This is a genomic window from Parabacteroides distasonis ATCC 8503 (assembly GCF_000012845.1).
GTDB lineage: Bacteria > Bacteroidota > Bacteroidia > Bacteroidales > Tannerellaceae > Parabacteroides > Parabacteroides distasonis.
Window position 1 is genome coordinate 2,543,228 of the sequence record NC_009615.1, and the last position, 12,635, is coordinate 2,555,862.

The 12,635-nt window shown below is 40.7% G+C and carries 12 protein-coding genes and 2 pseudogenes; 3 read left to right on the forward strand and 11 right to left on the reverse strand.

Translation table 11 applies throughout. From position 1 onward, the window contains the following. Window positions 1–41: 41 nt before the first annotated feature. Together BDI_RS10780 and BDI_RS10785 are read right to left on the reverse strand one after the other, a co-directional pair. Entirely contained in the window at window positions 42–1,307 is a 1,266-nt protein-coding gene (locus tag BDI_RS10780) for a type II toxin-antitoxin system HipA family toxin (protein ID WP_011966731.1), read from the reverse strand. A gap of 3 nt (window positions 1,308–1,310) precedes the next feature. Further along, window positions 1,311–1,631, reverse strand: coding sequence for a helix-turn-helix domain-containing protein (locus BDI_RS10785; RefSeq protein WP_008674706.1), 321 nt, complete (start codon window positions 1,629–1,631; stop codon window positions 1,311–1,313). 287 nt (window positions 1,632–1,918) lie between these two features. Between BDI_RS10785 and BDI_RS10790 the strand changes: the two genes are divergently transcribed. Next, a complete protein-coding gene (locus tag BDI_RS10790; RefSeq protein ID WP_011966732.1) occupies window positions 1,919–2,182 on the forward strand; it encodes a hypothetical protein in 264 nt (87 codons plus the stop codon). A gap of 118 nt (window positions 2,183–2,300) precedes the next feature. Here BDI_RS10790 and BDI_RS10795 read toward each other — a convergent pair whose 3' ends face one another. From BDI_RS10795 to BDI_RS21410, 7 genes and pseudogenes are all read right to left on the reverse strand, one after another. Continuing rightward, complete coding sequence (locus tag BDI_RS10795) at window positions 2,301–3,128, reverse strand: nucleotidyl transferase AbiEii/AbiGii toxin family protein (RefSeq protein WP_011966733.1); 828 nt, start codon at window positions 3,126–3,128, stop codon at window positions 2,301–2,303. After that, entirely contained in the window at window positions 3,125–3,751 is a 627-nt protein-coding gene (locus tag BDI_RS10800; RefSeq protein ID WP_011966734.1) for a type IV toxin-antitoxin system AbiEi family antitoxin domain-containing protein, read from the reverse strand. Before BDI_RS10800 ends, BDI_RS10795 begins: the two co-directional genes overlap by 4 nt. 2,439 nt (window positions 3,752–6,190) lie before the next feature. Then, a pseudogene (locus BDI_RS21205) lies at window positions 6,191–6,421 on the reverse strand (hypothetical protein); the annotation flags it as partial. A gap of 28 nt (window positions 6,422–6,449) precedes the next feature. Next, the gene (locus tag BDI_RS10810; protein ID WP_011966736.1) at window positions 6,450–7,028 is read right to left on the reverse strand and encodes a metallophosphoesterase; all 579 of its coding nucleotides are present in this window, start codon (window positions 7,026–7,028) and stop codon (window positions 6,450–6,452) included. A gap of 487 nt (window positions 7,029–7,515) precedes the next feature. Then, a pseudogene (locus BDI_RS20755) lies at window positions 7,516–7,674 on the reverse strand (AAA family ATPase); the annotation flags it as partial. A gap of 36 nt (window positions 7,675–7,710) precedes the next feature. Next, complete coding sequence (locus tag BDI_RS10815; protein ID WP_034532173.1) at window positions 7,711–7,947, reverse strand: hypothetical protein; 237 nt, start codon at window positions 7,945–7,947, stop codon at window positions 7,711–7,713. Between the two features lie 109 nt (window positions 7,948–8,056). Continuing rightward, window positions 8,057–8,242: a hypothetical protein gene (locus BDI_RS21410; protein ID WP_305953584.1), complete on the reverse strand. Its 186-nt coding sequence runs from the start codon at window positions 8,240–8,242 to the stop codon at window positions 8,057–8,059. A gap of 317 nt (window positions 8,243–8,559) precedes the next feature. Here BDI_RS21410 and BDI_RS10825 point away from each other — a divergent pair, with 317 nt between their 5' ends. Beyond that, the gene (locus BDI_RS10825; protein WP_011966738.1) at window positions 8,560–9,168 is read left to right on the forward strand and encodes a type 1 glutamine amidotransferase family protein; all 609 of its coding nucleotides are present in this window, start codon (window positions 8,560–8,562) and stop codon (window positions 9,166–9,168) included. A 68-nt stretch (window positions 9,169–9,236) separates the two neighbouring features. Here BDI_RS10825 and BDI_RS10830 read toward each other — a convergent pair whose 3' ends face one another. Both BDI_RS10830 and BDI_RS10835 read right to left on the reverse strand, forming a co-directional pair. Then, window positions 9,237–11,312, reverse strand: coding sequence for a BT4734/BF3469 family protein (locus BDI_RS10830; protein WP_011966739.1), 2,076 nt, complete (start codon window positions 11,310–11,312; stop codon window positions 9,237–9,239). Between the two features lie 183 nt (window positions 11,313–11,495). Beyond that, window positions 11,496–11,936, reverse strand: a complete 441-nt coding sequence (locus BDI_RS10835; protein ID WP_011966740.1) for a DUF6078 family protein — start codon at window positions 11,934–11,936, stop codon at window positions 11,496–11,498. Window positions 11,937–12,259: 323 nt separating this feature from the next. On the opposite strand from BDI_RS10835, the gene BDI_RS10840 reads away from it, so the two are divergent. Further along, window positions 12,260–12,625, forward strand: a complete 366-nt coding sequence (locus BDI_RS10840; protein ID WP_005854318.1) for a hypothetical protein — start codon at window positions 12,260–12,262, stop codon at window positions 12,623–12,625. Window positions 12,626–12,635 lie beyond the last annotated feature (10 nt).

Sequence of the window (12,635 nt, forward strand, 5' to 3'; positions counted from 1 at the left end):
GTGGACAGCAATAAATTACTAACAATATTCTATTTTGTAAATTAAACGTAATCTTTCCTCCTTGCATCCAATACTTCAGAAAACAGTTCCATCTCTCTTTTGGAAATACCCAATCGTGTTGCCATTTCTCGCCATCCTTTTACGACTTCAATTACTTCAGAAATAATCTTTTCCGCTATTTTACGATTAAGCATATAATCTTCGCAAGTATCAAGTAAAATACCCAGTTCTGCTTTATTGGAAGTTGATGAGACAAGCAGACTCTGAAACTCATTCAGAGTAGGATTCATATCGTATGCCGGAGAAAGTGTCCAGCCTTTCGCAGTCAAAAGAAAGCCATGATTGCGGAAATGGTCATCACTATTGCCGATGCAGATATTGAATGCAACTCTGCGATACAGTTCTTGCAGATTATCCTCCACGTTAGTACAATTCTGAAGTATGAAATCGACAATATCCAGATAGCCATGGCCGGTATTAGCATTGTCACCATCATTCAAGCCCAATAGAGTCATGGCTGAAGCAAAATGTATACGCTTACCATTTTCCCTTCTGTCAAATCGTCGAGAAAGCAAAGTATGGTATTTGTCGCTAGTAGAGATTACTCTTGTATCCGCAGCATTGACACCAGCCTTCTTTGCCAACAGATGTGAAAAATGTTCCCAAAATCCAACATCATAATCATCTTTGTGGGACGGAAACTTTGCTATATACAAAATCTTGTTCTCGTCAATTACACTTGCCTTTGGACGTGCTCCGCCAAGAGATGAACCAGGCTGTACCAGTTGAGCAATCCAACGCATTTCAGGTAACCTGTTCTCATCTTCACTTTTCTCTATTTCGGAACTAGCTGCAATCAACTCACGAATATCTGTCAGTGGTGGTATGCGCAAGATTTCGCTTGCATTAATATAATCTCCATTTATAGACTCCTTGAATCGAAAAGCCCCTATGCGAGAAAAGTCCTCAATCCCGATAAGATAGTCGAATGAAGAAAGCCGACGCACCGGACGTTTCTCTTCCTTTGCTAGAATCTGTTCCCGACGATTTATCAATGTACGCCCCCACCTGTCTGGAAGGGCATCAGAAAAATATCCGAAAATATCCTTACCTGGAGCTGTATATTGCTGCCCTGGATAGTTATTCAAATCATCACTAAGAAACAAACTACCATAATCCTTTAACCACTCATTACTATAACAAAATCCATAGCTGTCAGAGCCACGAAGTGATTCGTAACTTAACTCTCCAATTAGTCTTGGTTCTTTCAACCAATCAAAATCAGCAAACACATAGAGTCTTTTCATACCTTATTCTTTTTTTGATGCCCTTTCCCTTTGTTTAAGACTTAAATCCTGTAATGCTTTTCCCATTGCATCTTCTTTTGCAAGCAGAAGAATATCATCATCTAATTGAAGCGCATAAAGCACCCTAAGATAAATGCCTATTGCCACCGTTGGTACACCTTTCTCTATGCGTGAAACCGTCAGAGGTGAACAGGTGGCACGTTCGGCGACTTGGGCAATACTAAGATTCCTGCGTAGTCTGGCCAGCCTGATCTGCTCACCTACTATCAGCATCTTCTGCTCCAATTTTCTTGGCAACTTGGTACCCATCGTACTTTTCGTCATAGTTCAACATATCATATAATATGCAAATATAGCAGTTTTGCTTTATTTTATGATGTGTTACAGAGATAAATTTTTGAATTTATTCCTGTTGAAATCTGCTTTAGTCACATTATTGGGCGTTGGAGATATTAAATGCTACCATATTATTCATAAGGCTGATATTTTACAGATAACAAACAATATATTGTTTATAGAAAGATAGCAATAATTTGAACAGAAAAAGAAATAACACTTCCTTTTCTGTTCAAATTATTACTGTTAAGGCAATCTTAAAAAAATAGCGACCGATGTCACATAAGTCTGTTGTTTGTAACAATCACCGAAACACTGACCACTCACAACTGAACTACCTCAAGGCTCTTATAGCTGGAGAAAAGGCTATTAGCTCGACTGAAGTGATGCATCGCTATCAAATCTCTTCAACGACCTCAATATCCCGCTCAAAGGCTGCCCTTATCAAGAATGATATATTGGATAATAAGGCCGGTGAAATCTCGTTCCAAGACCCGATTTATGCCTATTGGTTGAAGACTGAGTTCTTTGCAAAATAATAAGACTATGAATAAGTATAACCTTACTTGGATTGCCTTCGCCAATAAGAAAAGGTGCAGGCTTACTAAAGCTATAAATACTTTAGTAGTTATTTCTTGGAGAAAGCTTAATGTTGTATTATTCTATTCTTACCATCCCGGCCAACTGCACGAAATAATCATTTGACCAAATATCAAGTTCTTTTGGATTGCGCACGAAAGGCAATACATCTTCTTTCACTTGTTTTATATCAGCTGAAGAGAGACGCTCAATGAGTTTCTCCTTGAATAACTCTGGAGTGATATTCTCATTGTTGAACTGCTTGCACCGTTCTGCCAAATGAGCAAAATCAAGTGGGATATTATGGCGTACATACCATTCAAAGTCGTACCAATCACGACCTTTTACTCTGTTCTTCCACGCACGATATACTAAGGCGTGCATCTTGCCTGCAAACAAGTCGGGAAGTGTAAAACAACGGGTCATAAATGAATATGGCTGAAGCAATAGCTTCTGTTCCGTCTTGAAGTTCAACGGTGGGCAAGTATCTACTTCTATCTTTATCTTTATAGATTTCTCTGTTTGGAAAGTCACATCATACACATCGGTATTATCTTTAAGAAATGCCGATTCGACCTTTCCGAAATTCCTCTTGTCTTTTTTCTTTATTTCAACCTCACGGCCTACCATTGTAAAAGCATCAACGATAGCAGGAAAGTATTTCGTAAAATCGAACTTATCATCTTGCGTAAGCAATGAAAAATCCATATCCTCACTGAAACGCTGTAAGCCATGAAAGATTCTCAAGCAAGTTCCACCATAGAAAGCCGCCGACTCAAAAAAGCCTCCGGCATACAAGCCAGCAAGTATCACTTGTTGGTTCACTTCAAATATAGCGTTTCTCTTCTGTTGCTCTGTTGTTAAATCATAACGGGAGAGCATATTGTCGAATATTTCATTTTTCATCGTCTCAAGAATTTTAAAAGTGTCGAAATTGAATCGGCCTTTTTGCCAACTTTTATGTAGTCTTCGAATATGGTTTTATCCATCTTATTGAACTCATCCATATCCATACGAATATCCTGTTCAAGATATGTTTCCACATCTTTCATATAGCGAAGATTGACCTGCGAGGAATTGGCAATCAAATCACACAAAGCCTTTTCCGGTGATGCAATAAGAAAAGCATAATTATCCTTATACATACTCCTTACTCCTATTGGAAATGCCATTTTTGAGATATGTTTGTAGTCATAACAGCCGACCGGAGTTTGAAAGCTACGCGAGTGCTTTACCGTCATTGATTGATGAACATATACAGCCTCGGGGATAAGTCCATAATATCGTAGTGCAGTAGACATTGAAATATACGAAGGTGCATAGAGATGATTGGCTATCAACTCACTCGATAGGGTCTTTCCTGAATGTTTGGGGTTAGCCACATAAAGTCCCCGCTTCAGTCTGATGATAAATCCTTGCTTCTCAAGCCAGGTCACTTTTTTATTCGCAGACTTAAGTTCCGGGTATAACGATTCGATGATTGAAGTCGTTACAGGAATAGTTCCTATTTCAGTTAATTGTCTATCCATACTGCAAATATAGCAATAATTTGAACAATAAAAGAAATGAAACTTCCTTTTCTGTTCAAATTATTACTACTTAAACAATCTTAAGAAATAGCGACCGCTGCCACATAAGGCTGTTGTTTGTAACAATCACCGAAACACTGACCACACAGTAATTGAACTATCTCAAAGCCCTTATAGCCGTAGAAAAGACCATCAGTTCGACCGAAGTGATGCATCGCTATCAAATCGCTTCAACGACCTCAATATCCTGTTCAAAGGCTGCCCTTATCAAGAATGTTACATTGAATAATAAGGCAGATGCAATCTCATTCCAAGACCCGATTTATACCTATTGGTTAAAGACTGAGTACTTCGCAAAATAATCATAATGTCCCCTCCTTTTCAGAGCCATTTTTGTACCTTTTCTCATCAAAAAACGCCATTTTTCACAAGTTTTTGTACCGCACATTTTGATATTCAAGAAATTACACTTACTTTTACTTTCCAAAATGGAGGTACAAGCCGAGAATGGTGCTAAAAATCACTAACTTACACATTCTCAGATACTTGCCAACCTGCTGGTTGTACCTTTTAGAGCGTTATACTATTGATAATCAACGATGTACACATACTGCATCGGCAAATAACCAAATGAAAACAAAATCATAAAAAGAGAAAATATAAAGTCGTAAAATGAGTTAAATCAGTCACTTCAAAGCATTACTCCATTTTCTTTTTTCACTCGTATTTTCTCTTGTTATAATTATTTTTTCAGTTTTTTGTCCCCCATTTGCCCCTCAAGTCGCACACGGGAGACAAATTTATGTCCCTCAATGTAATTTGAAGACTTATTCCTATCAAATTAGGCAAAATCATAGACAATTATCATTTCATAAAGCTGTTTGGATCTCTTATTTGTGAATACATACAAATGTTATAATAATGATATACAGCTAAATACAAACAAAATATCTATAGATAAAGTTACTACAAATGATATTCCGTTTAGAATGTTAGAAAAATATTCTCGTTAATTATTTCAGCAACTCTAGAAGTTGTTATCAACGAACACCAAGTTTATTGAAATTATCCTCGATATGCTAATAGAATCTTACACCATTACTCTATAACTTATTATTTCGTTGTTGAATACTATTCTTGATCTCCACCTAATGAAACTGATGGAAGATATCTCATCCAATCCATCATATTAGAAAGATTTCTTATTCTTTCATCTATCGTAGGGAATTCTATTGCATCGAACAATGCCTGTTAGTTAGAATTTGATTAAGTCATATTTGAAATATCAGAATTATGCAAATTATCGGCACTATTTCGAATCAGTGCCGATAATTTGCATGTTACTGACTAACCAAACGGATTGCCAGATGTGCGTTAACACATGAAATATGACATTAGTCTACCTTCACCCTCTCCTCTTCCTGCCATTCAGCAAACGAGACAATCTCTTTGTATTGCTCAGCAGTCAGAGATGATCCGCCATCTTCACTACATTCGTATTCCCGGTAGCTCATAAACGGAGCCTTCCTCCTGATAGCCCATATAGTTATGGTATGAATAAGGAACCAACCTGACATAATCTTCTTCCTCAAGAATCTTCAGAAGCTTGTCGGCATCGTGGATTATTAATGGAACACCGGACTTATACAGAGCTGTGGCAACTTCAATGGCGAGACCGGCATTCGCAGAATAACTGTTGGAAACGACAATCACCCATCCTAACCGTTCTGTATCTGATGCAAAGATATTCAGGCGGGAAAGCCCCAGTTCTCCATAATGATCCTTGGCAAACCAGATGAAATCATCCGGACTATCAATATCGTACTGCTCATCAATTTTTGCAAACTTCATCCGATTATAATAAGCTACGCCATGCAATTCATTAGGGCCATAAGTCTGTTCAGTCTGGTTGTATTTACTGACAGGCAAATTTCTGTAGAACGACTCATACACTTCGTGCGCTATACGGAAATATTTGCAATATTGTCGTATTGTCATAGTCTCTAATGGAGGCACAGAACGTCCGTTCACGGAATCTTCCAAAGCTTTTATGGAAGTTTCCCTGTCTTTCGACTCAATCCTGAATCGCGGCTCTATCCTGTTAAAATCCTTCCGTGCTATCTTTCCTGTCCGTTGCTGATATGGAAGATTGCCGGCTACATATTCATTGAAGCCATCAGCATCGGCAATAACGGCATCCACCAGTCTGCGCAGATAGGCAAAAATACGGGTAATAGTTTCCCTGCGCCATTCATCGTTATAGTATTCATTATTATCCGAAACATACGAAGAATAATTTGAAACAACGAAACGGGTATATTTCCGGTCTGTAAACCGGATTGCCCTTCCCTCCATGTATATGGAAGAAGCGACATGAAACCAGCGTGTTTCCATCGGGTTGAATGAATGCCAATCCCGAAAAAAATCTTCTTTATTTTCATACTTTCCCGAATCAAACCCATTCATAAGATGCTCGTTCTGGAAAACATATCCCATCTGATTGGATAATACTTTGGTTCCACCAATCTCTGCATCAATATTCGTATGTGAATGACCGTATATCCAGGCATCAATCCGGTTGTTGCTTATCAAGTCCCCATAGTCACTCGCAAAGGCACTGTTCAGCACCAAATCTTTGTGGCAAGGTGCAACTACCTGAAAAGTGGGCATAGGTACAGATCACTCATGTATTGTATTCTCATTTCTTTGATAGTTCAACCTGTTTCTCTATGATTGCCTTTACCTGTGCGAATGAAACCGGAGTGAAGTCGTTATTGTCAACTCCCACATCATATTGTGTAGAGAAAAGCATTTGAAGGCGAGGCTTATCTTTTCCGGTGTTATTCCTGCTTGTATGCACATGGCCGAAAAGCTGCCAGGTATCATCGTATGAGCCGCTATAGCAAAGGAACGGGCAATGATTCAGATAAATCTTCTGTTTATCCACCTCGATGTACATCTGCATCGTGATCAGTTCGAAATATTTTGTATAATTCTGCCTCAAGTTCTTCATGTCATGATTACCGGCTATGAGATAGATTTTCCCATTCAACCTTTTGAGTATCTTTGTCCATTCAGCAGAGCCACCAAGACAGAAGTCGCCAAGATGAAATACGATATTATCCGGACCGACCACACGGTTCCAGTTGGCAATAAGTGTTTCATTCATGTGTTCTACATCCTTGAATGGTCTGCTACAGAACCTGATGATATTGGTATGATTGAAGTGGGTATCGGATGTAAAGAACACCCCGCTTCCGTTGAATTTGTAATCCATAATCTTCTTTTTTTATGCACATCACTGCGCTGGTTAATAAAACTGAAGTTTTCAATGCCCATGGACGGAAATGACGGAGTAGAGCACATAATGCGAACGTCACCAATGGGCAAAAACAAAGCCGTTGAAAAATTTAGTAAGGACTTTTCAACGGCTTCAATTTATCTTTTTAATAGGAATACCTGCATCTAATGTACTCCTACCTGTCTATAAAACGTTCGCTGGAAAGTGTTTTTGAATTTACCGAATGACTCAATGCCTAAAGTATGAACATACGGCATACGCTCAAAGCATACTGTGCTTCGACATAATGTGTTTACTAATATGTTCACTCTATTCTGCAGCATTGTAAATTGCTAATTGTTTTTATTCAATTGTGAGTGCAAAAATACTGAATTTTCTTGAGAACCAATTAACTATTCGCTAACTTTTTGAATGACCTGTCTAGTTGCTGTATTCTTTCGAACTTTTCTCATAAGGTTACTGATTATAGGTTAGGAACTGCACCAAATTTACCGAACTTGTATGCTTTTTGGAGAGAACTGATTCTATTCAATCCTTTGAAATCTGTCAGAGGATAAAGTACACTTGATCCATCTGTATTCTTTTCCGTAAACCAGATATTATCTTTTCTAAGCAAATCTTCCCCTCTGTACGAAAGCGCAAAGGGGAAGATGTTTAATTACTTTCTCATCAATTTCTCAACTCCTTGCCAATCATATCCCCAGTAAACTTTACCGTCACCGGCAAAGTTCCAAACATTCATCACTTCACGAAGCCTGCAAGGGGGTTCCTTACCTACACGAATATATTGCTTGGACTTACTACGGAAAAGACGATTGCACATTTGTTTGTCTTTCTTTTGTGATTTACAGCACGCAATGGTACTGGCAGGAGTTTTCTTTCTACTTCTACTCATTGTTTGTAAGATTTTTGAGCCTATAACAGTGTACGGCTCTATTAAACACTTACAAACCATCAAGAACTGTTTTACCTTTCAACATCTTTTCTTTCTTTTCATTAAACATCTAATATTCTGATTCTTTGGTAATACGCAAAATCTCTTGCTTATATCCTTTGCGGTCGTACTCCTCCCCTCTACACATCCAACAACTACATGGAGTTCCCGTAGTTTTATAAACCTGCGCCCATTTATCCTTTGCCAATTCAAACCAATGAGGATGCTCATAACAACTACCATCTTCACGAATAATGCAAAATTACGATAAATATTGGCAATTATATCAGATGGGGTATATTATCATAATAAACAAAGATTGAAATAAAGCAATTCCAATAAAAGCACTACCTTTGTAAACAACAAGCATTCTGTAACATCCATGCAAAAAAGTAACTGCAACAACTGCCCCCTAAGGAAAAAATACGATAAAAGTCCTCAGTCATTAATGGGACGCTTTTGGCGTTGGCACATAAACTTCTGCCCAGGTTGGAAAGGATATTTCAAATCTCTTTCGCCTGACGAGCAAAACGAGATTAGAAAGAAGTATAACTTCGATAAATACAATAAATAATGAAAAAAGAAATTCTATTCGTCTTGTTAAAAGACTTTGCCGACTGGGAAGGGGCTTATATCGCTCCAAACCTCAATGCAGGTGTTGAACCCGGAAGTCAAAGCAAATATATAGTTAAAACCGTATCAGTCACAAAAGAGCCGGTTATATCGATCGGAGGATTCAAGGTGCTCCCCGACTATGGGATCCATGACATTCCGGCCGATTATGCAGGGATCGTATTAATAGGTGGCATGAGCTGGTTCACCCCGGAAGCCGAAGCCATTGTTCCTCTGGTAAAAGAGGCCATCGAGAAGAAGAGGCTGGTAGCCGGAATTTGTAACGCCTCCGTCTTTCTTGGCAGGCACGGTTTCTTGAACCATGTAAATCATACCAGTAACGGATTGGATTACCTCAAACAATTCGCTGGGCCAAATTATACAGGTGAAAGTCTTTATATAAATGAACCGGCCGTCAGAGCCGGAAACATTATTACCGCCAACGGATTTGCCACTCTGGAGTTCTGTCGTGAAATACTCTATGCGCTGGAGGCAGACTCTTCCCCAAAGATAGAGAGAAGCTATCGAATGAACAAAACAGGTGTTTGGGAAGATCCAGAAGTGGGATAAATCACTTATCTAATGGTGGTAGATAATAAAAACATCTACCACCAACAACTTACATCTACCATCATTTACTACTTTTCGACCACTAAATACAACCGTCCCCTACTCGCTAACTGCGTCTTAAGCCCTATCTTTTTCAAGAAACGACCAAAGACGGAGACATTGCTCATCGGAAGTTTTACGCCGCTCTTTTTTTGCAGCGATAGGTAGATCTCTCCGGCAGAGATCTTCAAACCTTCCTCCTTATGCGAAGCGGGACGATAATATTGAAAAAACAGATCCTCGAACAAAGGACGTTGTTGAAACGCCTCGTTCGCTTGCATCTGCGAAGCCTCTTCCTCATGCGTCAGCCAATAACGCTCGTTATTATTCAAGGCGGCAACCGCTTGCGCATAGAGCTGGAGATAATCAATAGGCTGGGCATTGTCTATCATCCCTTTCACCTCGATACAAATGAAACGGCGGCTGCCGGAAGGATCGCCCAGCAAATCCGTATGGTTGCTCGTAGCGATAAAGGAAGCATAACGTTTCACCGATTCCACCTGCGTGGCATGAGGCTTGCGCACATTTACGACCGGCTTCTGCAACAGATGCTTCAAGAAGCCTTGATGCCTCGCGCTCACTTGGTCGAACTCATCAATATTGATCAATCCGAAACGGGTAAGATACAGCTCGGCATCCCGCTTCTTGCTGAAATCGATGCTGTCCGTGTAATACTTATTCAAGTCCGGTGGCAACAGGTTGAAGCAGAACGTGGACTTTCCGCACCCCTGCCCGCCCACCAAGAGCGGGGAAAGGCTGTTGCCATGCTGTTTGTCACGTCCCTGCCAGTGCGCTACCATCGACAGGAACCAAGTGTAAAACAACTGTTCCCACCGTACGTTGTCGCAAGGGATGCGTGCGGCCAGCGGACGGATGCGATCCTTGCCATCCCACACGGGCAAGCGGGTCAAATAGTCCTCGATAGGCGCATAGTCCGGGATGCGATCTGAAAAGACAAAACGCCGTACATCCCTGTCCCATAGCTGCAATCCTTCTTTCTGGGCATTCAAGGCGATACTGTTCAGTACACGATCCGTCACGGGGCGATAGTCAAAACAGAACGTGTTTTTCTCCCGATATTCCGGTCCGCCGGACATCAGATTGTACCGGAAATCGTAACGACGGTTCATAAACTCCTCCATTTTCAAGCTCTGTAGTTGCTCCGGCTTGTAAAGGGACGTACAACCAAAGTCCGAATCGGAGGCTAACCGATACGACTGCCTCAAGGTCTCCCGGATCTCCACTTCCGAGATCAGATTCCCCAGATAGAGCATCGTCCACTTCACACAATCCTCCTCTTCTACCCCAGCCGCGAAACAAAGTCTTCCAAGAGTGACCAACAAAGGTTTGAAATCCACCTTTATGCTCAAACTTCCATGTTCCTCCAAAGCCCGCTGCAAAGCGAATTCATATTGGATGGCAACGTAACGGTATTGGTCATAAAGCGTCTGCCCGGCACTCTCTACCGGTACCGGCACCCGTTTTTCGAACCGTTCCTGGTAGGCGCTTTCGTCGGGCATAGCCACAGGCTGCTCCAGATGAATGGAAAGAGCGTCCGGATTGTAATACACATCGGCATCATAACTGAGGCGACAACCCATCTCCAGCACCGGACGTTTCAGCTCGATGGGATAAGAAAGGCGAGGCTCATACGTCTTGAGCGCATGTCGGTAAGCGTGCGCATGAAAAACCTCGGCATCCGTACGCGAACGGGGAAGCGACCCGTCGGGATAGGTATAAGCCACCACGAACTTCACGCTCCGTCCGCTAGAGCCGATCATAGCGAACAGTGTCTGCGGATATTCCACTATTTTTTGTTTCAAGGACAAAGCCTCTTCTATGCTCTTCAATCGATTGATCTCCAGCAAAATCCAGCCATTATACTCCTTCAACTCGCCTTTTCGAAAAGTTCCGGCAAAGAGCAACTGAGGTAATTTCCGGGTAAACGGATACCGTTTGTCGGGATAAGCCCGCCTTAATTTCTCTCGAAAGAGCGCAAGCTTATCCCTCGTCCGCTCATCCTTTACCCATGCCACGATCTCCTCCATACGCATCGCCCGCTGCGCGACGGTATGTCGATAGGCTGTTTGCTTGGTTATTTTCATGTCTAATATATCATTTAAGAAGTTGAATAACTTATGCTTACAGTTTTTCCTATAGAAAAACAAAAGTTTTATTAGGGGAAAACTTTAGTTTCTTACTAAAGAAACTTTTGTTTCCTCTAGGAGAAACTTTTGTTTTCCCTAAGAGAAACTCTTTGTTCTCCTAAGGGAAACTCTTATCAGCTCTTATCCTTTCGTCCATCGGTAGCCACTCAGCCAAGCATCAAAGACTGGCTCATCCTTTACTCCGTACATCCGAAAGACCTGACGGATATACTGTTGGTCTTCAGGCGAGAAGGTTCTTTCCTTGCGCTTAAACTGATAAAACTTATTCTTACCGTATGTCATCAACAGACGTTGCTTGATGCGTTTCGCCTCCAGATAAGGTATCTGGTCTAATAGGTGATCCATGCCGACAGCGTATTGCACGGGAGTATCCGCCATGAAAGCCGCACACTTTCCGGTAGGACTGGTACGTGCGGGATTCACGACACTCACCGCCCAAAGCGTATCGGGGATAAAACGGATGATTTGATGCCGCAAGCAGCGGTTGGCGTTCTTACAATTTCCATTAAAACAATGTACAAAGCCTGTCGGCACCATAGCGTAATCGAGTTTTTCTATCATATCTTTTAGATTTTCAGTATTCCTCAAATATAACACTTTTTTCCTTCATGCGAAAAGAAAATTGCATGAAAATCAATAATAAATGGTAGATATTGAATAATAATTGTAGATGTTTGGAGATCTACAACCAACAGATAATACTCTCATTTACAAAAAGTATATAATAGAGTGGTAGATATTGTAGATATTTTTATAAATTCAATGTTACAGGAAACTCATAATACGTAAAAGACCGAGCCAATACAACTTCTTCATCTTTTCACTATCACATAGCAGGATATTTTATATCTTTATTGCCTGTTTATAATCATGATTGGATACATATGGACATAGATTTCGAATCATACATCCGTGGTAGTGAGCCCGACAAAAAAGAAAAGGCTTCAGCTTGGAAAACAGCCATTGGTTTACAAGCTGTAGATGGCTTGCAAACATCCGATTATTTAAAAGATACAGCTATAAAGCATTTGCGTAGCATCGGTTTTGACGTGAACAATGATCTGTTTGCCGACAACTCTTGGTACTTTCGCAATGCGCTGGTTCGTGCGAATTATAGAAATGTGCGAAAAGACGTTGAACCGGATATGAGTTTCTTGATCGCATTTTTCAGAAACTTAATGATGGGAGAAAATCATGACCCCACAACAGCCAACCGAACAAGTCGACCGAACAAGTACCGAACAAGCTAACCGAACAGTT